Below are 25290 nucleotides of genomic sequence, written 5' to 3'. Positions count from 1 at the left end.
CATTTTCTTCGTGCGGCACCGGCTTCAGCGCCGCGGGTACCGCTGCACCCACTCCTCGCCGAGCACGCTGAGCGCCGAGCGGCGGTCGAAGTGCCACAACGCGTCCGTGGCGAGCTGCTCGATGAGGTGGCGCAGCTCCAGCTGCTCCACCCACTTCTGCGGCAGCCCCGGCACGCCGACGCGGGCGCCGAGCAACGCGCCGGTGATCGCTCCCGTCAGCGCGCTGCGGCCCGAGTGGTTGACCGCGCGCAGCAGCGCCTGCTCGGGGTAGTTCTCGAAGCCCGACAGCGCGGCGAAGGCGCGGCCGATGACCGACAGCGTGCTCTGGCCGTCGCCGATCAGCTCGGGCATGCGCAGGTCGGGCAACCCGTGTTCGCCGAAGAACGGCACGGCCTCGGCGACCATCGCCTTGACCGCCATCCACTCCGGACCGGTCCCGAACGTCGTGTTGTGGTCGGTGAGGATCTCGCGCGAGAGGTTCCACACGGGGTAGCTGAACGCGTCCTTCGTGAGCACCGGCTCGAACAGCCACCCCAGGTAGGTCGCCGCGGACACGTCTTCCTCGTGCGGGTGCGTCACGCTCACCAGGTCGCGCACGGCCTGGCGCACCCCGCCGCTGAAACCCGTGCCCGGGCCGGCCGCGGTGAGCACGGCGGGCAGCGCGCCGATGAGCGCGGTCGGGCCGGTCAGTGCCACGGCCTGCGGGTTTCCGGTCACGAGAGCGTGGTAGGCGTTGAGCTCGGCGTCGTCGGCCGTGCGGCGGACGTGCAGGTCCGGGACCTTCACGAGCCAGCCGTCGGCCTCGTCGTACGGCGCGCCCTGCGTGTGCAGCCAGCGCATCAGCGCGCCGCGCACCACGGCGGGGAACTGCTGTTCCACGTCGCGCGACTCCGGCTGCTCGCGGTGCGGGCTGCGGATCACGGCCTCGGTGTAGAAGAGCAGCCGCTGCGTCAGCGAGCCGATGCGGCCCGGCTGGTCGAACGCCGTGGGCAGGTCGGTCACGCCCTCGGGTCCGAACTGGGTGACGACCTCGTCCAGCCGCATCCGGTCCACGGCCAGGCCCAGCGCCTCACCGAGCGCGAAGCCGACGTACGCGCCGATGACGCGCTGCCAGCCGTAGCGGAAGTTCTCGAGGTCGTGGTCGGGGAACTTGCCGAACGTGTCGAGCCGCGGGACCACGTGGCCCTGGTTGTCCCAGCCGGGGACGAGCCCGTTGGCGCGCCAGTCGTTGGGCTTGCTGCGCGGCGGCTCCGTCATCGCCAGGCGCTTGAGCCACGACTGGCCCAGCACGGTCCGCTGGCACTCCTCGGCGGTCAGCTCGAAGCCGTGGCGCCGGGCCTTCTCGGCGGCGACCAGCGGTGGCTCGACGGGTTCCTCGAGCCCCATCCTCGTGGCGGTGTCGGCCGTGAGCCGCTCCAGGTCTTTCTCGGCTTCGGGGCAGCGCCCGTGCCGGTCGATGCGCGGTTCGTGGCGCGGGAACCGGCCCGCGATGGCCGTGAGCTCCTCACCGGTGACGTCTTCGAACGTCGCGGGACCGCCGTTGATCACGAGGTTCGGCGGGTGCTCGAACTCGGCGAGCGTCGCCAGGTCCACGCGCCACCAGGCGTGCTCGCGCGGCGGGAAGTGGCGGGTGTCGCTGAAGACGCGCAGTTCGTTGCGCTCTTCGCTGAAGTAGAAGCGGTCGGTGGCCCCGGTTTTGAGGTCGAGCGGCACGTACACGTCGCAGCGCAGCAGGCCGATCAGCAGCTGCTCGCGCGAGAGCCACCCGACGCTGGCGAACGCGAGCAGCGTCTCGAGCGTGTTCTGCGGCTTCGGGTAACCGCGGCGGATCGGGCCGGCCTTGTACTCGGGGTTCTCGCGCTCGTCGCCGGTCTGCTGGCCGTCGTTGTCGACCTTCACCCAGCCGGCCACGGCGTGCAGCGGCACCCCCAGCTCGCCGAAACCGGCCTTCACGTACTCCGGGTCAACGACTTCGCGCCAGCTCTCCTGGCCGGGGAACGCCACGGGGATGCTCAGGCCTCCTGGGCTCGGGGGTGCCTGGCGCAGCTCGCCGTCCGGCTCGCGCACGACCACCGACGGCGTGGGGAAGAGCTCCTTGTCCGGCCGGCCGTCGTCGAGGAACGCGACGGTGTTGTACGGGATCGACCAGCCTTCGGGGACGCGCAGCACCCGCTCCTGGTCGACCCGCAGCCCGCCGGGGCCGGAGACGTCGGGGCCGTGCACGGCGCGCAGCCAGTGCCCGACCTTCTCCATCGCTTCCGCCGCTTCCACCTACTCGATCCTCTCCAGGCTTCCGTCGGACTCGTGCTCCGCGATCGGCTTGGGCAGCACGTACGCCACCGCGCCGCCCGGCAGGTTGGCCCAGGGCACCGTGACGCCGGTGACCACGTGGAGTGACCGCCTCAGCCGGTAGGTGTGCGCCACCCGTTCCCGTTCGAGTGGCAGTGACGTCGTGGCGAACCGTACCTCGCCGTGGTGGACGAGGTTGCCCGGTTCCTCCCCGAAGCGCAGCACGACCGTACCTTCGGGCAGTCGCGTCAGTCTCTTGTTGCGCAGCAGCGTGAGGGGTGGGTCACCTGCGGCGGGCTGGATGGGCCAGTCGTCCACCTCTTTCGCGGTCTCCAGCGGGGTCTCGCGCCCGCCGGTCAGCCGGGCCGGGTGCAGCAGCAGGGCGCCGAGGAGCTGCTGCGCCGCGTCCGGGAGGTGCGCGAAGGTCTGCTCGGCACCGGTGGCCGACGTGACCGTCCAGCCGGCTTCGCCGCGGGTCAGGCACCACTTGCCGGCTTCGGCGGCGCCGATCCGGTACGCCTGCGGCCAGACACCGAACGAGCCGAGCCGCTGCACGAGGACCACGAGCAGCTGTTCGTCGCTCAGCTCGGGGTCGGCGCTGGTCTCGAGCTCGGCCGCGACGTCGCCTTCGGTCCGCTGCCCGTCCTCGGCGCCCGGCCGCGGCCGGGGCTGTCCCAGCAGGTCGGCTTCGGCGGTGCGGCGCACGAGGGGTTCGACGTAGGGCGGCTGGAAGCCCAGCTCACGGATGTGTGCGACGAGTTCGGGCTCGGGCGCGATACCGTGCCGGCGCAGCTGGTGCGGCACGGTCTCGGGCCACAGCCACGTGCCGTCGGTCCGGTGCGCGTCGCCGACCAGCGCTTCGCGCTCGAGGTACTGCAGCACGAGCGCCAGCTCCTCGTCGGACAGCGGTTCGCGCTCCTCACCCACCTCGGCGGGGCGGGCGCGGCGGAACCGGACGCCGAGCGCCAGGCCGACCCGCAGGCGCCACCAGTCGGGGATGTGCTCGTCGTCGCGGGGGAACGTCTCGAGCTCGTCGCGGTAGGCGTCCGCTTCGGCGGGGGTGCTCCACTGCGGGTCGCCGTCGACGTAGAAGTCGAAGTCGAACGTGCCGTCGGGCGCGAGCACGAACCGGGCCTGCAGCCACGTGCCGCGGCCCTGCCGGTACATGCCGGCGCGCAGCGCCTCGAACTTGCCGGTGACGTCCTCGCTCGCCTCGCTGTTGCGCGGCTGGACCTCGGTGTGGCCGCCGACCTGCGCGAAGCCGATCCCGGCGGGCGCGCTGGGCTCGGGTGAGTGGGCGCGGATCAGCCGGCCGATCTCGACGAGCAGTGCGTGCTGCTCGGATTCGGAGAGTGGTTCCACGGGATTCAGCACATCCGGACGCGGCCTCAGGAGCCGCGGCGGCGGTTCTGCGGCAGGGCGCTGCGCGGCGGCACGGTCCGCGGGCGGACGCGGCGGGGCGTCGGCCGCGGTGCCGGCATCTGCTGCGGCTGGCCGTCCGTGACCGGAGCTTCGGCGAGCTGCTGCACCAATGCCTGGACGGTGTGCGCGAGCTGCGCGGGCGTCGTGCGCTCGAACGTGTCGGGCGCGAATTCGAGCCGGCCGAGCGCGCCGTTGGCGCCGACCGTCGCCCGGACCAGGCCGTCCGGCGAGGTCAGGACGGCAGGAGCGACGTCCAGACGGGCGCGGTCGTCCCCTGCGATGCTCACGGTTGCCCCCCGTGTCTAGCGAACTCACCGGGGTTCACCCGGCCGGGTCATGCATCACCCTAATGCCAATATCTTGATCACAGTCCCCGTTCGATGCAACGGTTTGCGGCAGCGAATCAGTTCGGCGTGGCGCGGCGGCGCGCCACGAGGTAGCCGGCGCCGCCGAGGACGTAGCAGGCCGTGGCCGCGATCATCAGCCCCGGCGAGTACCCGGTGTCGGGCACGAACACCGCGCCGATCGCGACGGCGGCGACCTGCGTGACGTTGAACAGCGTGTCGTACAGCGCGAACACGCGGCCGCGGGCCTCGTCGGCGACGTCGAGCTGGATCGACGAGTCCACACTCAGCTTGAGCACCTGCCCCGCGCCCGTGATCAGGAACGACGCCACCAGCGCGAGCGGCAGCACCACCGGCAGGCCGAGCGCCGACTGCGCGACGGCGGCCACGGCCAGCGCGCCGACGATCGCGCGCAGCCGGCCGAACCCGCGGATCAGCCGCGGGGTGAGCAGCCCCGCCACGAGGATGCCGGCACCGGCGAGCCCGGCCATCTGCCCGAGCCCGGGCAGACCGGCGCGGAAGACGCCGTCGTCGGTGAAGTAGTTGCGCATCAGCAGCACGGTGACCAGCAACGAGATGCCGTAGGCCGCGCGGTGGGCGAACAGCGCGATGAAACCGGCCGTCACGCTCGGTGCGCGCCAGGCGTGACGGGCGCCGTCGGCGAGCCCGTGGGCGACGGCGAGGAACGGGTTCGGCGGTTCGTCCACCACCGTCGGGCCGAGGATTCCGCGCGTGAACCGGTGCGCGATGAGCGCCGAGACCACCGCCCCGAGCGCGGCGAACGCCGTCGTCTCCGCCGAGCCGAGGTTGCCGGCACCGAACACGGCGCGCAGCAGGATCGCGCACCCGCCGCCGACCACGGCCATGGCCGAGCCGAGCGTGGTCACGAAGGCGTTGGCGGACACGACGCTCGCGGCCGGCACCACGTGCGGCAGCGAGGCCGACAGCCCCGAGCCGATGAAGCGCGACAGGCCTTCGGCCAGCAGCGCTAGGGAAAACAGCCCCGGTCCGCCCACGCCCGCGCCGACGGCGACGGCCGACGCGAGGATGGCGAACACGCGCAGGAGGTTCGCGAACACGAGCACGCGCCGGCGGTCCCACCGGTCCAGCAGAGCGCCCGCGAACGGTCCCACGAGGGAGTAGGGCAGCAACAGCGCGGCGAAGCCCTCGGCGATGGCCATCGGATCGGCGGCGCGTTCGGGGTTGAACAGCACGGCACCCGCGAGGCCCGCCCGGTAGACCCCGTCGCCCCACTGCGCGGCGAACCGGGTGTAGAGCAACCGCCGGAACTCGCGATCGCGGACCAGGAGCTTCGGTCCCATCCGCTCCGTCGTCGCGCTGATCGTCACGGGAAAAGCCTAGCCACCGGGCGAACCCCCCCAGAAGGTCCTTACGAGCGCATTGCGCCGGGGGTGCTTCTGAACGTTCACCGAGGTTTTTAATGCCGATGGGGGACTGCGGTGGGGCACCGCAGGTGTTGACGTGGTGGAGGGGACATCCGGACTCCTCGCTTCGGAAAGGGTGTGGACATGGTTGACGCCGCGTCGCGGCTGGTCAGTGTTGCCGAACGGTTGCTGGGAGCGCCGTGTCCGGTGCGGATCAAGGCCTGGGACGGTTCCCAGGCCGGTCCACCGGATGCGCCCGCGCTAGTCCTGCGCAACCGCCGCGCCTTGCGTCGAGTGCTGTTCAAGCCCGGCGAAGTGGGCCTGGCCCGGGCCTGGGTGTCAGGCGACCTGGAGCTGGAGGGTGACCTCTACGTCGCCCTCGAGGCGGTGGCCGAGCTGATCGGGGACCGCGGTGACGACGCGGGGAGCGTGGTGAGCGCGCTCCGCGATCCGAAGGTGCGCGGCGCGATCCGCGAGCTGGTCCGCCTCACCTGGCCGCCGCTGCCGCCCGCGCCGCCCCTGGAGGAGGTGCGCCGAAGCCGCCACCTGCACACCCGCCGCAGTGACAAGCAGGCCATCAGTCACCACTACGACGTCGGCAACGACTTCTACGAGCTCGTGCTCGGCCCGTCGATGGTGTACTCGTGCGCCTACTGGCAGGACGGCGGCACCCTCGAGTCAGCCCAGCGCGACAAGCTCGAACTCGTCTGCGCGAAGCTCGGCTTGCACGAGGGCCAGCGCCTGCTCGACGTCGGGTGCGGCTGGGGTTCGATGGCGCTGCACGCGGCCCGCGAGCACGGGGTGCACGTCGTCGGCGTGACGATTTCCGAGGAGCAGGCCGCGTACGCCCGCGAGCGCGTCGCGGCCGAGGGGCTGACCGACCGCGTCGAGATCCGCGTGCAGGACTACCGGGACGTCGCCGACGGTCCCTACGACGCGATCTCCTCCATCGGCATGGCCGAACACGTCGGCGCCGAGAACTACCTGGAGTACGCCCGCGACCTCTACGCCCTGCTGCGACCCGGCGGCCGGTTGCTCAACCACCAGATCGGCCGGCGGCCACTGCAGGACGAATCCTCGTACCAGCTCAACGGGTTCATCGACGCCTACGTCTTCCCGGACGGCGAACTCGCGCCGATCGGCACGACCGTGACGCAATTGGAACGCGCCGGGTTCGAGGTGCGGGACGTGGAGGCGCTGCGGGAGCACTACGCCCTCACCCTGCGCCGGTGGGTCGCCAACCTGGAAGCGCAGTGGGACCGCGCGGTCTCGCTCACCGGACCCGGCCGCGCCCGCGTCTGGCGGCTGTACATGGCCGCGTCCGCGCTCGCGTTCGAACGCAACGACATCGGGGTCAACCAGGTCCTCGCGGTGCGGACCCCCGAGGCGGGCACCTCGGGTCTGCCGCTGCGCCCGCGCACCTGGCACGGGGGGAAGTGAAGGGGGCCGGCGCACTTGGTCGCCTCTCGGCGGCTTGGCGCAGTGTGGCTCCAGCCGAACGGTATTCCACAAAGGCTGTTCTTCAGTGAGCCCGGGGGACACGGAGTGCGCCGGCCCACTGTTCCCAACGGGGCACGTGTGGTTGGTGTTCCCGTGCCACCGGAAATTCTCGCGACGGGAAGTGGGATCATTGTCAGCGTGCCAGCGGACGCCGAGGTTGAACCGGGAACGCTCCTGGTCGCCGCCCCCACGATGTTCGACCCGAACTTCAAGCGGACCGTGGTGTTCGTGATCGATCACCGCGACGAGGGCACGCTGGGCGTGGTCCTCAACCGCCCGAGCGACGTCCCCGTGAACGACGTGCTGCCCAACTGGGGCGGGCACGTCGCCGAGCCGCAGTCGGTCTTCGTCGGCGGTCCCGTGGAGAAGAAGACGGCGCTGTGCCTGGCCGCGCTGCGCACCGGCGAGACCGCGGCGAGCGTGCCGGGTGTCATTGCCGTGCGCGGCCCGGTGGCGCTCGTCGACCTCGACACCGATCCCGACGTGCTGGTGCCGAAGGTGCGGGGCGTGCGCGTCTTCGCCGGGTACGCGGGGTGGGACTCGGGTCAGCTCGCGGGCGAGATCGAGCGCGAGGACTGGGTGATCGTGCCCGCGCTGCCGAGCGACATCCTGGCCTCGCCCAGCCGTGACCTGTGGGGTCAGGTGCTGCGCCGCCAGGGCGTGCCGCTCGCCTTGCTGGCCACCCACCCGGGCGACCTGCAGCGGAACTAGGCCTCGTCGGCCTTCTGCAACACGCCGCAGCCGCCGGCGCCGCACGCGCACCCGGCGCAGCCCGCGGGAGCGGCCGGAGCCGGCGCGGGCACGGTCAGCGCCGCGCGGGCACCGAGCACGCCACCGCCGACGACCAGCGCGAACATCCCCAGCACGCCGACGAACGCGGCGGCGATCAGCCCCGCCGCGGTGCCCGTCGCGAGGCCCGCGAGCCCGGCGACCAGGCCCACCGCGCCGCCGGCGAGCGTCGGCACGCTCGCGACGCGGTTCGCGAGTTTGAAGGCTTCTTCGCTGCGCAGCGACGCTTCGGTGCGGACACCGGCACCGCCGGCCCGGGTCAGCCGTTCGCGGAAACCGAGGAAACCACCCCAGCCGACGACGAGACCCAGCACGATCGGAACGAGCGCGATAGCGAACACCCCACGAGGATAAGCGTGATCTCCCGGCCACGTGGCGGATACCCTCATCCGTTGTGCTTCACGCCATGTCTTCGTCCAAGCGACGCCGTGCTCTCACCGCTGCCCTGATCGGGGCCCTGCCGCTCACGCTCCTCGCCGCACCCGCCGCGAGCGCCGCCGGCAGCCACGACCGGCCGATCCGCCTCATCGGCGAGCAGATCGTGCCCAACGCCCTGCAGTTCCAGGGCACGACCGTCGGCGGTCTGTCCTCCATCGACTTCGACCCGCGCACCGGCGGCTACGCGTTCATCTGCGACGACCGGTCCGCGATCAACCCCGCGCGCTTCTACACGGCGAAGTTCAGCCTCGACGCCCACCACCTCGGGCCTGTGACCTTCACCGGCACGAAACCGCTGCTGCGCCCCGACGGCACGCCGTACCCGCCGCTCGCGCAGAACGACCCGTCGGCGCCGCAGAACGAGCAGACGATCGACCCCGAAGAGCTGCGCGTGGACCCGTGGACCGGGGACTACGTCTGGTCGCAAGAAGGCGACCGGCTCGCCGGTTCGGTGATCCAGCCGTCGATCCGCGAGGCGACCCGCGACGGGCACTACGTGCGCGATCTGCCGCTGCCCGCCGACGAGAAGATGACCGCGGACGCCGGCCCGCGGCGCAACTACGTGCTCGAAGGCCTGAGCTTCACCGGCTTCGGCTCGCTACTGGCCAGCGAGGTCGAGGCGCCGCTGCTGCAGGACGGCCCGCCGCCGACCCCGACGTCGGGCGCGCTGTCGCGGATCACGCTGCAGGCGCGCACCGGCCAGGTGCTGGCGCAGTACGCGTACCCGCAGGAGAAGCTGTTCGCGACCCCGGTGCCCGCCGACGCGTTCGCCGACACCGGCGTGTCCTCGATGCTCGCCGTGAGCCAGCTCGACCCGACGAAGTTCCTGATGATGGAGCGTTCGTTCGTCACGGGGGTGGGCAACAAGGTGCGGGTGTACGAGATCGACACGTCCGGGGCGACCAACGTGCTGAACGTGAACTCGCTGGGCAGCGCCAAGGGGATCAAGCCCGTGACGAAGAAGCTCATCGCGGACCTGTCGGACTTCGGCCTGCCTGCTGTGGACAACGTCGAGGGCATGACCTGGGGCCCGGCGCTGCCCGGAGGTGAGCGCAGCCTGGTGTTCGTGAGCGACAACAACTTCTCCGCGAGCCAGGTGACGCAGGTCATCGCTTTGGCGGTCCCGTCGGAACGGCTTTGACCCCCACGTTAAAATGGGTTCCATGAACACGGCTCGGCTGCTCCTCGGCCTGCCGCGCTGACCCGGCCAGACATGGGCCCGGCCGGCGCGGCGACCCCTCATGCCTTCGGGCTTGAGGGGTCGAGTTGTTTCTGGAGCGGTCCGACACGGAGGAAAGACGGCGATGACTGAGCCCACGGTGTCCACCTCGCCCCCGGGTGAAGGCGCGCCCGACGCCGACAACACCCCGCCGCACCGCTACACCGCGGAGCTGGCGGGGCAGATCGAGCGGCGCTGGCAGGACCACTGGTCCGACCACGGCACGTACCACGCACCGAACCCGACCGGCGAGCTCGCCGTCGAAGGCGCGCCGGTGCCGTCCGACAAGCTGTTCGTGCAGGACATGTTCCCGTACCCGTCGGGTTCGGGCCTGCACGTCGGCCACCCGCTGGGCTACATCGGCACCGACGTCTACGCCCGCTACCACCGCATGATCGGGCGCAACGTGCTGCACACGCTGGGCTACGACGCCTTCGGCCTGCCGGCGGAGCAGTACGCGGTGCAGACGGGCACGCACCCGCGCACCACCACCGAGGCGAACATCGCCACCATGCGCAGCCAGCTGAAGCGGCTCGGCCTGGGCCACGACGAGCGGCGCTCGATCGAGACGATCGACCCGGACTACTACAAGTGGACCCAGTGGATCTTCCTGCAGATCTTCAACTCCTACTACGACGAGCAGGCCGGCAAGGCGCGCCCGATCGAGGAGCTGGAGAAGGCGTTCGCCGCCGGTGACCGCCCGACGCCCGACGGCCGGGCGTGGAGCGAGCTGAGCGACGTCGAGCGCCGCAAGGTCATCGACGAGCACCGCCTGGTCTACATCTCCGAAGCGCCGGTGAACTGGGCGCCGGGCCTGGGCACGGTCGTCGCCAACGAAGAGGTGACCGCCGACGGGCGCAGCGACCGCGGCAACTTCCCCGTGTTCCGCAAGAACCTGCGCCAGTGGATGATGCGGATCACCGCGTACGCCGATCGCCTGGTCGACGACCTGGACCTGCTGGACTGGCCCGAGAAGGTCAAGTCCATGCAGCGCAACTGGGTCGGCCGCTCGCAGGGCGCGCGCGTGGCGTTCGCCGCCGGTGCTTCCGGGGACGCGAAGATCGAGGTCTTCACGACCCGGCCCGACACGCTGTTCGGCGCCACCTACATGGTGCTGGCGCCCGAGCACCCGCTGGTCGACGAGCTGACCGCCGCCGAGTGGCCGGGCGAGCACCCCGAGACGTGGACCGGCGGCGCGAAGACCCCGGCCGACGCCATCGCGGAGTACCGGGCCGCGACCGCACGCAAGTCCGATCTGGACCGTCAGGAGAACAAGGACAAGACGGGCGTCTTCACCGGGTCGTACGCCGTGAACCCGGTGAACGGCAAGGAGATCCCGGTCTTCATCGGCGACTACGTGCTGATGGGCTACGGCACCGGCGCGATCATGGCGGTGCCCGCGCAGGACCAGCGCGACTGGGACTTCGCCACGAAGTTCGAGCTGGAGATCATCCGCACCGTCGACCCGGGCGAGGGCTTCGACGGCGAGGCGTTCACCGGCGAGGGCCCGGCGATCAACTCGGCCAACGACACCGTGTCGCTGGATGGCATGGGCGTCGCCGACGCGAAGAAGACGATCATCGCGTGGCTGGAGGAGCGCGGCTCCGGCGAGGGCACCGTGCAGTACAAGCTGCGCGACTGGCTGTTCGCCCGCCAGCGCTACTGGGGTGAGCCGTTCCCGATCGTCTACGACGAGAACAACCTGCCGATCGCGCTGCCCGAGGACCAGCTGCCCGTGGTGCTGCCGGAGGTCGACGACTACTCGCCGAAGACCTTCGACCCCGAGGACGCCGACTCCGAGCCGTCGCCGCCGCTGTCGCGCGCGACCGACTGGGTCGAGGTCACGCTGGACCTGGGCGACGGGCCGAAGCAGTACCGCCGCGACACCAACGTGATGCCGCAGTGGGCGGGTTCGTGCTGGTACCAGCTGCGCTACGTCGACCCGGACAGCCCCGACGTGTTCTGCGCGCCGGAGAACGAGGCCTACTGGATGGGCCCGCGCCCGGCCGAGCACGGCGTCGACGACCCGGGCGGGGTGGACCTGTACGTCGGCGGTGTCGAGCACGCGGTGCTGCACCTGCTGTACTCGCGCTTCTGGCACAAGGTCCTGTACGACCTGGGCCACGTGTCGTCGAAGGAGCCGTACCGCCGCCTGTTCAACCAGGGCTACATCGAGGCCTACGCCTACACCGACAAGCGCGGCATCTACGTGCCCGCCGACGAGGTCGTGGAACGCGACGGCAAGTTCTTCCTGGGTGACGAGGAGGTCACCCAGGAGTACGGGAAGATGGGCAAGAGCCTGAAGAACGCCGTGACGCCCGACGAGATGTCGGACACCTACGGCGCCGACACCTTCCGCGTGTACGAGATGTCCATGGGCCCGCTGGACATGTCGCGGCCCTGGGCGACCAAGGACGTCGTCGGCGCACACCGGTTCCTGCAGCGCCTGTGGCGCCTGCTGATCGACGAGCAGACCGGCGAGCTGCGCGTGTCCGCCGACGACCCGACGGAAGCCGACCGCAAGCTGCTGCACCGCACCATCGCCGGCGTCCGCGAGGACTACGCGGAGATGCGGTTCAACACGGCGGGCGCGAAGCTGATCGAGCTGAACAACCACCTGACCAAGGTGTACGGCTCGGGCGCCGGCACGCCACGCGAGGTGGCGGAACCGCTGGTGCTGCTGCTGGCCCCGCTGGCCCCGCACGTCGCCGAGGAGCTGTGGCACCGCATGGGCCACGCCGACTCCCTGGTCCACGGCCCGTTCCCCGTCGTCGACGAGAAGTACCTGGTCGACGACTCGGTCGAGTACCCGATCCAGGTCAACGGCAAGGTCCGCGCCCGCGTCACCGTCCCGGCCGACGCGTCTTCCGACGCCGTGCAGGCGGCGGCGCTGGCGGAGGAGAAGGTCGCCGCGCTGGTGGGCGACAAGACGCCGCGCAAGGTCATCGTGGTCCCGGGCCGGTTGGTCAACATCGTCCTGTGAATCGGTGCGTTCCGGCCCGGGCCGCGGGCCCGGGCCGGTAACGTGCTCGCCGTGCGTAATCGATCGCTCACCGTCCTGCCGGCGCTGGCCGCTGCCCTCACGCTGACCGGCTGCACCGTCGCCCCGGCTCCGGCCCCGGGCAAGCCGGCCCCGGCGCTCCCGGCCGACTCGGTCGCCTACGACAAGCTGCCGACGGTGACCACTCGGCCCGCGCTCTTCGCGGGCACGTGCGACCAGTTCGTGCGCCACCCCGACCTGGTGAAGGACTTCGCCGCGATCCAGCAGCCGGTCACCGACACCTCCACGCGCAGCTGCATCGTGCCGATCGCCGACAACGGCTTCCTCGTGCTGCAGCAGCCGAAGCAGGAAGAGGGCCACGAAAACCCCTGGGTCGAGGCGTGGCTGGGCGAGTCCGGCATCACCGATCACCTGCGCCGCGAGGTCCTGCTGGACCGCTACTACGCGGTCACCACCGTCAGCTCCAACGGCTGCCAGATCACGGTGAACACCGGCTCTCCGCTGCCGTTCACCCTGGACCTCGGCTACCAGTACCGCCACAGCTCGGACGACTCCGTCGCCGGCCACCGCGCGATGGCCGACAAGTACTGCCCCACCGTGCGGAAACTCGCGGGCGACTACCTCACCGCAGTCGACCCGGGCGGCGGGTCGCTGGGGCGTTAGGTCTGAAGCTGCTAGGCGGCTTCCCGCCGCGCGGCGCGGGAAATGCCGAGCGCGGTCACGCCGAGCCAGAGAACCAGCGCCGTCGCCAGCGCGATCGGTCCGTGCGCGGACAAGCCAGCGAGCTGCCGCGCCGGTTCGATCGGATCGACCCAGCCCGCGAAGTCCTGGTTGGCCTGCACGATCACGAAGAGGATCGAGATCAGGCAGTAGGTGGCGATGGCGCCTGCGGTGTTCGGGATCAACCAGGCGATCGACACCGCCAGCAACGTCATCAGGAACGAGCCGATCAGGCACACGCCGATCGTGGTGCCGAGCCGGATGGTCAGCAGGTTCGCGGCGTCGTGGTCGTCGAGCACACCGGCGAAGTACGTGTAGGTCATGAGGATGTGCAGCCCGACGATCAGCACCCAGGCGAAGACGGCGATCGTGCCCTGGGCCAGCACGTACCGCAGCCGGGAGGGCTGAGCGAGCAGGGTCGGCTGGGCGCTGCGGTAGTGCCACTCGCTCGCGATCAGCTTGACCAGCGCGACGTTCACGAGGATCGCCGCGAGGCGCACCGTCATCACCACGGTCCCGAGCTGCTTGCGCATGGTCACCGGGTTGAACGGGTCGACCATCAGCATGAGCGAGAGCAGCACCAGTGCGATCGGGGCGGCGATCAGCAGGATCTTGTCGGCCGGAGTGGCGGTGAACTTCCGCAGCTCGACACCGACCACCGTGCCGAACGACGCGCGCTTCGACGCGCCGGCCGCCCACGCGGGTTGTTGCTGCAGCGGCGTCTGCGTCGGGATCACCGAGGACCTCCCGTGAGGCGGAAGAAGAGCTCTTCCAGGTTCTGCTGTTCTTCGGCCAGCCCGAGCACGCGCACCTGCGCGGCGAAGGCGATCTCCGACACGCGGTCCGTGGGCGCGGCGACCGAGAGCGCGTCCGGGCCGGTCTGGTGGACGTCGAGACCCGCGCGCTGCAAGGCGGTGCCGAGTTTGGGCACATCGGTGGTCCGCACCACTGTGCGCGCCGGGCCGGCGAAGCTCGAGAGCGGACCGTCGGCGACAACGCGGCCGCGGCCGATCATCACGATGCGGTCGGCCGTCTGGTCCACTTCGGACAGCACGTGGCTGGAGAGCAGCACCGTGCCGCCGCGCTGGGCGTAGGCGCGCAGGAGCTGGCGCGTGGAGCGGATGCCTTCGGGGTCGAGGCCGTTGATGGGCTCGTCGAGGATGAGCACGGGCGGGTCGGCCAGCAGCGCGTGGGCGAGCCCGAGCCGTTGGCGCATACCGAGGCTGTACTTGCCGATGCGCCGGTTCGCGGCGTCGCTCAGCCCGACCTGCGCCAGCACCTGGTCGGCGCGCGAAGCGGGCAGCCGCAGGAGCTTGGCGCCGTTCACGAGGTGGTGGCGCCCGGTGCGTCCCGGGTGGACCGCCGACGCGTCCAGCAGCACCCCCGCCACGTGCCCCGGGTTCGGCCACTCCGCGAACCGCCGCCCGGCGATCGTCGCCGTGCCCGCGGTCGGCCGCGTGAGGCCGCACATCATGCGCAGCGTGGTCGACTTCCCGGCGCCGTTCGGCCCCAGGAACGCGGTCACCGTGCCGGGCTGCAGCGCGAACGACACGTTCTCCACCACCCGGCGGCCGTCGTAGACCTTCACCAGCCCCTGGACGTGCAGCACCCCGGCCCTCCCCGTTCAAGATCCCCGGGAGAGTTTGTCACAACCCGTGTCCGGATGAACGCGGAACAGAACCATCGAGTGCCACGGCCGAAACGCGCCAGCACCACCGCACCCGGGCCGATTCGATGGAGCCAGTCCGAAACACGGCTCCCACGAAGGAGATCTGGGGATGAAGCTCGACGGCAAGGTGGCGCTGGTGACCGGCGGCAGCCGCGGGATCGGGGCGGCGACGGCGCTGCGGCTGGCGGAGGAAGGCGCCGACGTGGCGATCACCTACGTCGCCACCACCGCGCTCGCGACCGAGGTGGTGGAGAAGATCAAGGCGACCGGGCGACGGGCCCTGGCGATCGCGGCAGACAGCGCGGACGCCGAAGCCGCACGGGCGGCCGTGGAGACGACGGTCGCGGAGTTCGGCCGGCTGGACGTGCTGGTCAACAACGCGGGCGTCGGGTTCGTGGCGCCCGTGGCGGAAACCGGGCTGGCGGACCTCGACCGGCTGCTCGCGGTGAACGTGCGGGGCGTCTTCCTCGCGACGCAGGCCGCGGCCGCGCACCTCGGCGACGGCGGACGGGTGATCACCATCGGCAGCTGCGTCACCGACCGCGTGCCGGGACCCGGGATGGTGCTCTACGCCATGACCAAGTCCGCGATGGTCGGGCTCACCAAGGCGCTCGCGCGGGAGCTCGCGCCGCGCGGCGTGACCGTCAACCTCGTGCACCCCGGGCCGACCGACACGGACATGAACCCGGCCGACGGGCCGTACGCGGCGGACCAGAAGTCACTCACGGCGGTCGGGCGCTACGGGCAGCCCGGTGAAGTGGCCGAGGCCGTCGCGTACCTGGCCGACCCGGCGGGTTCGTACGTCACCGCCGCGACCTTGTCCGTCGACGGCGGGCACGCGGCCTAACCGGAGTACAGGCCGACGTCGCGGGCCAGGTCGGTCAGGATGGCCTCGAAGAGCACGTCCGGTTTCGACACCGGGATCGGGTAGTTGCCGAACACCTCGAGGGTCACGTGGCCGTACAGGCGGGCCCAGAACTGGATCATCAGGTACGTCAGCCCCAGGTCCAGCTTTTCCGGGGCGATGGCGCGGCCTGATTCGGCCAGCACCGTCAGCAGTTCGCTCTGGAACGCGGTGAGGTCGTCGCGCAGCTCGGGCGGGACGACGTCGTTGGGCGGCATCACGAGGTCGTGCGTGGCGAGCACCTGGCCGGCGGCGGCGAGGAAGATGCGGCCGAACGGTTCGTCGAGGCGGTGCAGCGCGCTGCCGGCCGTGGTGCCGACGCCGCCGGTCGGCGAGGCGAAGACCAGCGTGAACTCCTTGGTGTGCGTCAGCGCCCAGCGGCGGAAGCCCTTGCAGATCGCGAAGAGCTGCAGCATGCCGTCGTCCGAGAGCACGGCGATGTCTTCGGCGAGCTCGGCCGCCAGGTCGGCGCAGACGTCCAGGCGCAGGTTCTCGACGAGGTCGTCGCGGGATTCGTAGTAGCGGTACAGGGCCGGCGCGGTGATCCCCAGCTCCCGGGCGATCGCCCGGAGCGTCACGGCGTCCGGACCCTGTTCGACCAGCAGTTTCCGGGCGGTCCGGCGGATGTCCTGCTCGGTAGCCGCTCGCGCGCGGCCCCTTCGCGTGGGGCTGCTCATCCGGACATTCTAGGTGGTCGGCGCGCTCGTTCCCGCACCAACGCGGCCGGAGAACAGCCGGGACTGCAGGTCGGTGAGCGGACGCAGCACCCACATCGCCACCACGGTCAGGCCCAGCGCGCAGAAGAAGTGCACGAGCCAGGCCCCCGCGAGCGACGGTCCGCCCCACGATTCACCGGCCGTCGCGGGGTCCCAGAACAGGCCGTACGTGGCGATCCGCCACCCGAGGAACGCCACGAGCAGCGAGAGCGGGAGCGCCACCACGCTCACACCCGCTGCCGCCAGGTACCGAGGGGTCCCCTCGCGCGGCGCCCGGCCCAGCAGCCGCGCCGCGAGCCACTCGTGCGCGCCGGCGAGGCCGAAGGGCAGCGCGAGGAGGGCGTAGAGGGTGCGCTTCCAGTCCAGAACCGTCATGACGCGGACGCTACGAGCGGGTGAGCAGCGTAAACACCCGGCCATCCGCCGAACGCGGTAGGGAAACCCCGGGGCGCCGCCGACGCCGATCACTCGGGGGGCTACGTGATCGGCGCCGGCGACCCGATGCCCTCTCCGGTGCGCTTCCGGTCGGGGCAACGCCACTGGCTCTAGGACAGTGACGCTCCACAAGAGCGGAACCCGTGTCAGAAGTGACGCGTGGGGGACATGGATCCCCCGATCGAGTGACGGGCAGCCGCTACTCGCCTGATTGTCGCACTGGGCGCCGGATAAGTTACAAAAACCTTCACTTTCCCGCTCGCTGGTGGGCTGACCTGCGCGTCGTGGCACAGTGACGGCCATGTGCGCAGCCGTGCTGGTGGTCGGATCCGCCAACGCCGACCTCGTCGTCCCCGTCGACCGCCGTCCCTCCGGTGGCGAGACCGTCCTGGGCGGCGACACGGTGCTGTCGCCGGGCGGGAAGGGCGCGAACACGGCCGTCGCGGCCGGCCGGCTGGGCGCGGACGTCGCGCTGCTGGGCGCCGTGGGCGACGACCCGTACGGCCGGCTGCTGCGCCAGTCCCTCTCCGGCGCGGGCGTCGCGACGGACCACCTGCGGACCGTCGAGCGGCCCACCGGCATCGCCTACATCACCGTGACCCCCGACGGCGAGAACTCGATCCTCGTCTCCCCCGGCGCCAACTCCGCGCTGACCCCGGCCGACATCACCGACGACGTCCTCGACGGGGTTCAAGTCGTGGTCCTGTCGCTGGAGGTACCGCTGCCGACGGTCGAGCACGCCGTCCGCAAGGCCGCCGCGAGGGGCATCCGGGTCGTGCTCAACCTCTCGCCCGCCGCGAAGCTGTCTGCGGAAACCCTGGGCGCACTGGACGTCCTCCTGGTCAACGAGCACGAAGCCGCCTACCTCCTCGGCTCCGCCGCGGACCCGCGCAAGCTCCTGGACCTCGGCCCGCGGGCGGCCGTCGTGACGCTCGGCGCGAAGGGCGCGCTGGTCATCACCCCGGACGGCTCGACGGACGTCCCGTCGCCCCAGGTCACCGCGGTCGACACCACCGGCGCCGGCGACGCCTTCGCGGGCGCCTTGGCCACGGCACTGGCCGCCGGCGCCGACCTCGTGGCCGCCGCCACGCGCGCCACCCGGGTCGCCGCCCTCTCCGTCACCCGCCCCGGCGCCCAGCCGTCCTACCCGAGCGCCGCCGAACTGGAATGACGCGAACCCGACCTGTGTTGTGCGTTACATGGGCGATTCGTTCGGTTCGGCCTGGTGGCGCGGGTACGCCGCGCAGCTGAAGGCGATCGCCGACGCGCGGCGGCCCGACGCACTGGCGTTGCTGCCCCTCGACGAGACGCTGGCGGCGCTCGGCAAGCAGGCCGAGGTCGACGAAGGGGTACGCGACGTGCCCGTGACGGGCGTGGTGGGGACCGTCGCGCGCGTCGGCGACTTCGATCGGCAGTTCCGGCCGCTCAACCGAGCCCTGCGCGGACGGTGGGAGGCACTGGCCGCCACCGCGGCCGACCTGCCGCCGGTGCGCCTCGTGCGGCTGGGCGAGCTCTACTTCGTCGAAGACGGTCACCACCGCGTGGCCCTGGCCCGGGCTCGAGGGGCCGAGACGGTGCGGGCGCGCGTGCGCTGGATCAGCACGGTGGCGTGCGCGTTGAGCTGCCTCACGCTGGCCGACCTGCCGTCGAAGACCGCGGAACGGCTGTTCCTGGAGCGCGTACCGCTCGCCGACGACGTGCGCACCGGCCTCTGGCTCGACGAACCGGCCGACTGGTTCCGGCTCGCGGATTCGGCGGAGGCCTGGGGTTTCCGGCAGACTTTGACCGGCCGCCCCCTGTCCAGCAGGCTCGAACTGGCCGACGCGTGGTGGGGCGAGGAGGTGCGGCCGGTGCTGGCACGAGTGCGCGCCCGCGGGTTGTGCGCGGCACCGCGAGAGATCGAAACGTATCTGAGCTATGGTCTAGACCATGTCTGAGAGTGAGGCGACGGTGCTGAGCGGTGTTGCGGTGAGCCCGGGGCGTGCGAGCGGTCCCGTGGTGCGCGTGGCGGAGCCGTTCGGCGAGCCGGCGAGCACGCCCGCGCCCGCCGATCCCGCGGCGGAGGCCGCGCGCATCGAGCCCGCCGCGCGGGCGGTGGCCGAGCGGCTGGAGGCGCAGGCGGAAGCCGCGACCGGCGAGGCCGCGACGATCCTCATCACGACTGCCGCGATGGCCGCCGATCCGGCGCTGGCCACGCAGGCCCACCAGCTGGTGACGGCGCAGAACCTTCCCGCGGCTCGCGCCGTCTACCAGGCCGCCGAGGGGTTCGCCGAGGCCTTGGCCGCGGCCGGGGGGTACATGGCCGAGCGGGTTCGCGACGTCCGCGACGTGCGCGACCGCCTCGTGGCCGAACTCCTCGGCGTCGCCCCTCCCGGGGTGCCGGAGCTCGCGTCGCCGAGCGTGCTCGTGGCGCGGGACCTGGCGCCGGCCGACACGGCGGGCCTCGATCCCGCGAAGGTGCTCGCGCTGGTCACCGAGGAGGGCGGGCCGACGAGCCACACCGCGATCCTCGCCCGCGCGCTCGGCATCCCCGCCGTCGTCGCCGTCCGCGGGATCCTCGATCTGGACGCGAAAGCGCTGGCCGTCGACGGTGACACCGGCGTCGTGCAGCTCGCCGACCCGGCCGCGCCGATCGTCAAGGCCGCGGTGTCCGGACCGGCCGAGTGGAACGGCACGGGCGCGACCGCCGACGGGCACGTCGTCAAGGTCTACGGCAACGTCGGCTCCCCCGCCGACGCGCAGGCGGCCGCCGAAGCCGGTGCCGAGGGCGTCGGCCTGTTCCGCACGGAGTTCAGCTTCCTCGACGCGCCGACCGAGCCGTCCGTGGAAGAGCAGCGCACGGCGTACGCGGCGGTGCTGGCGCCGTTCCGCGGCAAGCCGGTGATCGTCCGGACGCTCGACGCGGGCGCCGACAAGCCGCTGGCCTTCCTCAACCCCGAAGCCGAGCCCAACCCGGCGCTGGGCGTGCGCGGCCTGCGCGTCGCGTTCGACCGGCCCGAGGTCCTCGACCGGCAGCTGGAGGCCATCGCGGGCGCCGCGCAGGATTCCGGCGCGGTCGTCTCCGTGATGGCGCCGATGGTCGCGACGGCCGAGGAAGCCACGTGGTTCGCCGAACGCGTCCGCGCGGCGGGCATCGAGCGCGCCGGCGTGATGATCGAGATCCCGGCCGCGGCGCTGTCCGCGCGGGAGATCCTCGACGTCGTCGACTTCGTGTCCGTCGGCACCAACGACCTGGCCCAGTACACGTTCGCGGCCGACCGCCAGCTCGGCGCCGTCGCGAAGCTCAACGACCCGTGGCAACCCGCGCTGCTGCGCCTCCTGAAGCTGATCGGGGAAGCGGCGAAGGCCACCGGCAAGCCCGCCGGCGTGTGCGGCGAGGCGGCGGCCGACCCGCGGCTGGCGGTGGTGCTCGCGGGTCTGGGCCTCACGAGCTTGTCGATGAACGCGGCGGCCGTGCGCGCTGTCGGCGCGTCACTGGCGTCGGTGACGCTGGCCGAAGCCCGGGAACGCGCGGCCGGCGCGGTCGCCGCCGCGGATGCGGTGGCTGCACGTCAGGCCTAGCGCAGAAGGCTCAGTGCACAAGGTTCAGCGCCGAAGTTCTAGTACGGAGCCGGACCCGGCCGACGGATGGAAAACCGGGTCCGGCACCGCAACGCTGGTCAGCCGAAGAGGCCCCGCCGAGGGTTGCGGATGACCAGCGAGCCTCCGTGGATGCGGCCCGTGAAGACGTAGCGCGGGCTGCCGGCCCGGCCGTTGCTGCCCGTTTTGTCGTCGAGCGACCCGAACTTGATCTCGGTGATCGCGTTGTAGTCCACGGCCGCGTGCGGCGGGATGATCACCTCGACCGAGCCCCACTTCGAATCCAGCTCGATCTCGACCACCGGCGTCGACACCTGCGCCTCGGTGAAGTCGAGCTTCGTGCTGCCGTACTTGTTGCGCACGACCAGCGCCGGCGGCACCTGCCACGGGCCGCTGCGGTGCAGCGACGAGTACTTGGCGTTGAGCTCGAGCCGCTGGCCCGGTGCGTACGTGGTGGGGCCGGTGAAGGCCGGCGCCTGGTAGGTCGGCATCGCCTCGGGGTGCACGAGCCCGGGCAGGTCGGTGAGCACCGCGTTGAGGTCGCCGCGGGTGCGGGCCGCCAGGGCCTTGTCGGTGCGCTCCGTGAACTCGTCGAGGTTGAGCATCCCCAGCCCGATCGCCTTCTGCAGCACACCGACGACGTGCTCGCGCTCGTCGTCCGACACCCGGATGTCGCGTGCGGTCAACGGCTTCGTCTCGGTCGCGGCCTCCGCGCCGGTGGTCTCTTCCTCGGCCATATGAACGATGGTAGAACCGTAGTTCGCTCGTCAGATCGGGGAAAAACCCTGAACAGACCCGGGTTCCGAGCCGCAGCCGCGCTCGTCGCGGCGGGGTGCCTGCTGGCCGCGTGCACGGTTGGGACGCCGGATCAGCCGCCCACGTCGGCCTCGGCCGCCCCGGCGCCCGTGCCGAGCGGACCGCCGCCGAGCGGGCTGACCGGCTCGGTCACCACGGGCGGGATCGGGGTGGAGTTGCTGCTCGCGACATCGCCACCCACCGTGTTCGACGCGGACACCGGCGCCAAGGGCACGGTGCCCGGCGTCCCGGGCGGTGACCGGCTGGTGTCCGTCAGCCGCGTCGGGCGCACCCCGGTGTTCACGACCGCGCCGCGGTGCCGGCAGGACTGCCAGCCGAGCGACGTCTACGCCTACACCGGTCCGGCTTCGCCACCGACCTCGCTGGGCCAGGCGCTCAGCGTCGCGCCCGGGGCCGACACCCAGAGCGTGTGGCTCGTCCGCCAGGACTCCCCGGACAACTGCCGCCTCGAGCACGTCGCGCTCACCGGCCGTTCGCTCGGCGGTGGCGGCGTCGCGAGCTGCTCGACGATCCCGCGGCAGGAGACCTCGCACGGGCTGCTCATCACCGTCGGCAACGGCGGCCCGGAAACCGTCGACGTCCTCATCGACCCCGAAACGGGCCGCAGCGTGCAGCAGGCCCCGAGCATCCTCGCCGCCACCGGCGACCGGCTCATCCTGGGCGGGCTGACGGACCTGACCGTCGTCGACCTGCGTGACGGGAGCCGCAAGCGGATCCAGCCGCCGGTCGTCCAGACCAACCCGCTGGTCCTCCCCAGCCGTGAGGGCGCCTGGGCGGCCGTGGACTTCGGCTCACCCGCGTGGCACAGCTCGGACATCCAGACGCGCGACGTGTGGCTGCTCAACCTCTACGACCTGACCTGGCAGCAGGCCCCGTCGATGCCGTACAGCACCGACAACCTCAAACACTCCTCACTGGACTGGACCGACCACGGCGACCTCGTCCTCGACGACGGCGTCGTCGCGGCCTGGCACCCGGGCGAACCCTCCTGGCGGCTGGGCAAGGCGAAGCTGACCGATCCGCTGCAGGAGGCCGCGGTCGCGACGTCGTAGCCGTCAGTCCTCGTCGAGGCCGTGTTCGATGGCGTAGCGGGCCAGTTCGACGCGGTTGTGCAGCTGGAGCTTGCGCAGCGTCGACTGCACGTGGTTCTCCACCGTCCGGTGCGACAGCACGAGCCGTTCCGCGATCTGACGGGCGGTGAGCCCTTTCGCGACGAGGCGCAGCACGTCCGTCTCGCGTTCCGTCAGCCGCGGCGGGGTGGCCTCGCCGGACGAGGGCGTGTCGGCCATGCGCCGGTACTCGCCGAGCACGAGGCCCGCCAGGCCGGCCGTGAAGACGGGGTCGCCTTCGGCGGTGCGGCGGACGGCGTCCACGAGTTCCGCCACGGACGCCGACTTGACCAGGTAGCCCGAAGCGCCGGCCTTCACCGCTTCCAGCACGTCCGAGTGCTCGCCGGACGCGGACAGCACCAGCACCCGCGTGTCCGGCAGCTCCGTGGTGATCTCGCGCGTCGCGTCGACGCCGGAGGTGCCGTCCAGGTTGAGGTCCATCAGCACCACGTCCGGGCGGACCGTGCGCGCGATGCGGACGGCCGCGGGCGCGTCGGGTGCGGTGGCGCGCACGTCGAACCCGTTCTCGCCCAGGTCGCGGGCCACGCCGTCGCGCCAGATGGGGTGGTCGTCGACCACCATCACGGAAATCGTCATCGCCCGTCCCTCGTCGTGCCCGGCACCCGCACCTCCCACTCCGTGCCGCGGCCCGGAGCGCTGTCCAGGGTCGCGGTCCCGCCGAGATCGCGCACCCGGCCCCTGATCGACTCCACCACACCGAGGTGGCCCTCCGCCTCCGCGCGTTCGAGGCGTCCTTCGGGGATCCCGGGGCCGTCGTCGCGGACGCTCACCACGATCTCGGCACCCAGGTCCTCCAGCAGCACCCACGCGTGGGCGTCCGGGCCCGCGTGCTTCTCCACATTGGACAGTGCTTCGCGGGTCACCGCCACCAGTTCCGCCGTCACGTGCGCCGGCAGGTCCACGGTGCCCGCGGGCGTCGCGACCTGAACCGACGGCGTGGCCAGCAGCTGGAGCGCCGAGCGCAAGTCCGTCGTGCCGTCGGTGCGGGTCCACGTCGGTTCGGTCGTCACCAGGGCGCGCAACGCGATTTCCTGCTCTCCGGCCAGCTTCGCGAGCTCGGCCGCTTCCCCGCCGACCTCGAGCCCGCGCCGGCGCACGCGCGCGAGCACCTGCAGCACGCTGTCGTGGATCGAGCGCGCGAGCCGTTCTCGTTCCGCTGTCGCGGCTTCCGTGCGCAACGCCTTCGCGAGCGCCTCCGCGGAGCGCCTCGCCGTGGTGGCCGCCATGCCGATCAGCACGCTGCTGGCGCACAGCAGCACGCCGTCGCGGAACACGTCGAGGTCCAGCCGTTCGCGCGCGACACCCGTGCCGATCGCGACGACGAGTCCCGCCACCACTCCGGCCCCCGCGCCGAAGCGCGTCGCGGCCGCGAGTGGTCCCACCGCGGCCCACACGGTGGTGATGAGCGGCGCCGCTTCGGCGTACTGGACGTCGGACAGGATGAACGGCGACGTCAGCATCAACCCGGTCGTCACCACGACGTCGAGCACCACGAGCCACTGCCAGCGGCAGCCTTCACGGGCGTACGCGATTCCGGTGACGAGCGTCCAGACGCCCATCGCCCCGACGACCGCCCACGCGAGCCACTCCCGCTGGAACTCACCGCGGTGCGCGATCACCACACCGAGCGCGAACACCCACGTGACCACGCGCAACAGGACGACGCCGCGCCACAGCGGCGTCGCCGGGTCACTGGGTGTCGTTGTCGTCGTCGTCCTCATCGCCCCGCGTCGCCACTTCGGCTTGGTCCGAACCCGGTTCGGCGTCGTTCGGTTGCGCCGCTTGGTCGTGGAGCACGTCCACCGACTCGGGATCGGGGTTGTGCTCGTGCAGCAGCGACCGGATGCCCGCGTTGAGCACGGCCAGCAGCGGCACGGACAGCAACGCACCGGCGATGCCCGCCGCGACCAGGCCGGTGGCGATCGCGAGCACCACGGCCAGCGGGTGCAGCCGCACCGCGCGGCCGAGCAGGAGCGGCTGCAGCACGTGGCTCTCCAGCTGCATCACGCCGATCACGATCGCCAGCACGATCACCGCGCCGATGAACCCCTTGGTCACCAACGCGATCAGCACCGCGACACTACCGGCGATCACCGCGCCGATGATCGGGATGAACGCGCCGAGGAACACCAGCGTCGCCAGCGGGATCACCAGTGGCACCCCGACGATCCACAACCCGATGCCGATGCCGACCGCGTCGACGACGGCCACCGCGGCCGTCGCGCGGATGTAGCTGACGAGCGAAGCGAATCCGCGGCGGCCGGCGACGTCCACGCGCTTGCGCACGCGCGTCGGGATGCCGCGCACGAGGAACGACCAGATCTGGTTGCCCCCGGCCAGGAAGAAGATCGTGACGAACAGCGTCAGCACGAACCCGGTGAGGATCTCGCCGACGGTGCTCGCCGTCGTCAGCGCCGTGGTGGTCAGCGACGCCTGGTTGTTCTGGATGAAGCCGATCGCCTGGTCCAGGAAGTCCTGGATCTGTTCCTGGCGCAGGTGGATCGGGCCGTTGATGAGCCAGTCGCGGATCTGGTTGAGGCTGTTGTTCAGCTGTTGCTGCAGTTGCGGCAGGCCGCTGGAGAACTGCGTGATGACGAAGGCGAGCAAGCCGCCCAGCACGGCCAGCCCCGCGATCAGCACCAGCGCCGTCGCGAGCCCGCGCGGGAACCGGATCTGCACGAGCTTTTCCACGGCGGGCGCGAGCAGCGCGGAGAGCAACAGGGCGATGGACACGGGGATGACGACCGCGGACAGGTAGCCGAGCAGCCACAGCACGGCGTACAGCGCGGCGATCACCACGATGAAGCGCCAGGCCAGGGCGGCGGAAACCCGCAGTCCGCGGGGGATCAGGTTCGTGACGTCGGGATTCTCGGTGAGGAACGGTGGCTCGCGCCGTCCCCGTGCTGGCTGGCTCACAACGCCACCGTATCGGTC

At 71.7% G+C, this 25290-nt stretch carries 23 protein-coding genes; 10 read left to right on the top strand and 13 right to left on the bottom strand.

Annotation, left to right across the window (positions count from 1 at the left end; all coding sequences use genetic code 11):
• Positions 1-24: 24 nt before the first annotated feature.
• The 4 genes from ACIA77_RS10975 to ACIA77_RS10960 all read right to left on the bottom strand — a co-directional run bounded on the left by ACIA77_RS10975 (position 25) and on the right by ACIA77_RS10960 (position 5377).
• Positions 25-2271 carry an ADP-ribosylglycohydrolase family protein gene (locus tag ACIA77_RS10975; RefSeq protein ID WP_395885608.1) on the bottom strand — a complete coding sequence of 749 codons (2247 nt, stop codon included), beginning with the start codon at positions 2269-2271 and terminating at the stop codon, positions 25-27.
• Positions 2272-3651, bottom strand: a complete 1380-nt coding sequence (locus ACIA77_RS10970; protein WP_395885607.1) for a TNT domain-containing protein — start codon at positions 3649-3651, stop codon at positions 2272-2274.
• A gap of 26 nt (positions 3652-3677) precedes the next feature.
• Positions 3678-3998 (bottom strand): hypothetical protein, encoded by a 321-nt coding sequence (locus tag ACIA77_RS10965; RefSeq protein ID WP_395885606.1) that lies wholly within the window; start codon positions 3996-3998, stop codon positions 3678-3680.
• 116 nt (positions 3999-4114) lie between these two features.
• Complete coding sequence (locus ACIA77_RS10960; protein WP_395885652.1) at positions 4115-5377, bottom strand: MFS transporter; 1263 nt, start codon at positions 5375-5377, stop codon at positions 4115-4117.
• A gap of 207 nt (positions 5378-5584) precedes the next feature.
• Between ACIA77_RS10960 and ACIA77_RS10955 the strand changes: the two genes are divergently transcribed.
• Both ACIA77_RS10955 and ACIA77_RS10950 read left to right on the top strand, forming a co-directional pair.
• Positions 5585-6880 (top strand): class I SAM-dependent methyltransferase, encoded by a 1296-nt coding sequence (locus tag ACIA77_RS10955; RefSeq protein ID WP_395885605.1) that lies wholly within the window; start codon positions 5585-5587, stop codon positions 6878-6880.
• A 189-nt stretch (positions 6881-7069) separates the two neighbouring features.
• A complete protein-coding gene (locus ACIA77_RS10950) occupies positions 7070-7651 on the top strand; it encodes a YqgE/AlgH family protein (RefSeq protein WP_395885651.1) in 582 nt (193 codons plus the stop codon).
• On the opposite strand, the gene ACIA77_RS10945 is transcribed toward ACIA77_RS10950, so the two are convergent.
• Complete coding sequence (locus ACIA77_RS10945) at positions 7648-8070, bottom strand: SdpI family protein (RefSeq protein ID WP_395885604.1); 423 nt, start codon at positions 8068-8070, stop codon at positions 7648-7650. The two genes, ACIA77_RS10950 and ACIA77_RS10945, sit on opposite strands and share 4 nt — an antisense overlap.
• 65 nt (positions 8071-8135) lie before the next feature.
• Between ACIA77_RS10945 and ACIA77_RS10940 the strand changes: the two genes are divergently transcribed.
• The 3 genes from ACIA77_RS10940 (at position 8136) to ACIA77_RS10930 (ending at position 13050) form a co-directional block, all read left to right on the top strand.
• Complete coding sequence (locus ACIA77_RS10940; RefSeq protein ID WP_395885603.1) at positions 8136-9308, top strand: esterase-like activity of phytase family protein; 1173 nt, start codon at positions 8136-8138, stop codon at positions 9306-9308.
• 163 nt (positions 9309-9471) lie between these two features.
• Positions 9472-12369, top strand: a complete 2898-nt coding sequence (leuS, locus tag ACIA77_RS10935; RefSeq protein ID WP_395885602.1) for a leucine--tRNA ligase — start codon at positions 9472-9474, stop codon at positions 12367-12369.
• Between the two features lie 51 nt (positions 12370-12420).
• A complete protein-coding gene (locus tag ACIA77_RS10930) occupies positions 12421-13050 on the top strand; it encodes a hypothetical protein (RefSeq protein WP_395885601.1) in 630 nt (209 codons plus the stop codon).
• Between the two features lie 11 nt (positions 13051-13061).
• On the opposite strand, the gene ACIA77_RS10925 is transcribed toward ACIA77_RS10930, so the two are convergent.
• On the bottom strand, positions 13062-13844 hold the full coding sequence (locus ACIA77_RS10925) for a hypothetical protein (protein ID WP_395885600.1): 783 nt from the start codon (positions 13842-13844) through the stop codon (positions 13062-13064).
• The gene (locus ACIA77_RS10920; protein ID WP_395885599.1) at positions 13841-14716 is read right to left on the bottom strand and encodes an ATP-binding cassette domain-containing protein; all 876 of its coding nucleotides are present in this window, start codon (positions 14714-14716) and stop codon (positions 13841-13843) included. Before ACIA77_RS10920 ends, ACIA77_RS10925 begins: the two co-directional genes overlap by 4 nt.
• A 169-nt stretch (positions 14717-14885) precedes the next feature.
• Here ACIA77_RS10920 and ACIA77_RS10915 point away from each other — a divergent pair, with 169 nt between their 5' ends.
• Positions 14886-15623, top strand: coding sequence for an SDR family oxidoreductase (locus ACIA77_RS10915; protein WP_395885597.1), 738 nt, complete (start codon positions 14886-14888; stop codon positions 15621-15623).
• On the opposite strand, the gene ACIA77_RS10910 is transcribed toward ACIA77_RS10915, so the two are convergent.
• Both ACIA77_RS10910 and ACIA77_RS10905 read right to left on the bottom strand, forming a co-directional pair.
• Positions 15620-16357: a TetR/AcrR family transcriptional regulator gene (locus ACIA77_RS10910; protein WP_395885596.1), complete on the bottom strand. Its 738-nt coding sequence runs from the start codon at positions 16355-16357 to the stop codon at positions 15620-15622. The two genes, ACIA77_RS10915 and ACIA77_RS10910, sit on opposite strands and share 4 nt — an antisense overlap.
• Before the next feature lie 9 nt (positions 16358-16366).
• Positions 16367-16771, bottom strand: coding sequence for a hypothetical protein (locus ACIA77_RS10905; protein ID WP_395885595.1), 405 nt, complete (start codon positions 16769-16771; stop codon positions 16367-16369).
• Between the two features lie 361 nt (positions 16772-17132).
• Between ACIA77_RS10905 and ACIA77_RS10900 the strand changes: the two genes are divergently transcribed.
• From ACIA77_RS10900 to ptsP, 3 genes are read left to right on the top strand one after another with little or no spacing between them, the layout of a single operon-like run.
• Positions 17133-18002, top strand: coding sequence for a ribokinase (locus ACIA77_RS10900; protein ID WP_395885594.1), 870 nt, complete (start codon positions 17133-17135; stop codon positions 18000-18002).
• Positions 18003-18030: 28 nt separating this feature from the next.
• Positions 18031-18768, top strand: coding sequence for a hypothetical protein (locus ACIA77_RS10895; RefSeq protein WP_395885593.1), 738 nt, complete (start codon positions 18031-18033; stop codon positions 18766-18768).
• The gene (gene ptsP / locus ACIA77_RS10890) at positions 18761-20392 is read left to right on the top strand and encodes a phosphoenolpyruvate--protein phosphotransferase (protein WP_395885592.1); all 1632 of its coding nucleotides are present in this window, start codon (positions 18761-18763) and stop codon (positions 20390-20392) included. The genes ACIA77_RS10895 and ptsP overlap by 8 nt, the downstream gene beginning before the upstream one ends.
• Before the next feature lie 98 nt (positions 20393-20490).
• Here ptsP and ACIA77_RS10885 read toward each other — a convergent pair whose 3' ends face one another.
• Positions 20491-21147 carry a DUF1707 domain-containing protein gene (locus ACIA77_RS10885; protein ID WP_395885591.1) on the bottom strand — a complete coding sequence of 219 codons (657 nt, stop codon included), beginning with the start codon at positions 21145-21147 and terminating at the stop codon, positions 20491-20493.
• 168 nt (positions 21148-21315) lie between these two features.
• Here ACIA77_RS10885 and ACIA77_RS10880 point away from each other — a divergent pair, with 168 nt between their 5' ends.
• On the top strand, positions 21316-22278 hold the full coding sequence (locus tag ACIA77_RS10880) for a hypothetical protein (protein WP_395885590.1): 963 nt from the start codon (positions 21316-21318) through the stop codon (positions 22276-22278).
• Positions 22279-22281: 3 nt separating this feature from the next.
• Here the strand turns inward: ACIA77_RS10880 and ACIA77_RS10875 are convergent, their stop codons facing one another.
• From ACIA77_RS10875 to ACIA77_RS10865, 3 genes are read right to left on the bottom strand one after another with little or no spacing between them, the layout of a single operon-like run.
• Positions 22282-22932: a response regulator gene (locus tag ACIA77_RS10875; protein WP_395885589.1), complete on the bottom strand. Its 651-nt coding sequence runs from the start codon at positions 22930-22932 to the stop codon at positions 22282-22284.
• Positions 22929-24077, bottom strand: coding sequence for a MacS family sensor histidine kinase (gene macS, locus ACIA77_RS10870; protein ID WP_395885588.1), 1149 nt, complete (start codon positions 24075-24077; stop codon positions 22929-22931). Before macS ends, ACIA77_RS10875 begins: the two co-directional genes overlap by 4 nt.
• Entirely contained in the window at positions 24046-25272 is a 1227-nt protein-coding gene (locus ACIA77_RS10865; RefSeq protein WP_395885587.1) for an AI-2E family transporter, read from the bottom strand. The genes macS and ACIA77_RS10865 overlap by 32 nt, the downstream gene beginning before the upstream one ends.
• Positions 25273-25290 lie beyond the last annotated feature (18 nt).

Origin of the sequence: Amycolatopsis sp. NPDC051903 (assembly GCF_044452505.1) — a bacterium.
Taxonomy (GTDB): Bacteria; Actinomycetota; Actinomycetes; order Mycobacteriales; family Pseudonocardiaceae; genus Amycolatopsis.
Note: the sequence above shows the minus strand (reverse complement) of the source record. Positions and strands in the feature narration are given on the sequence as shown.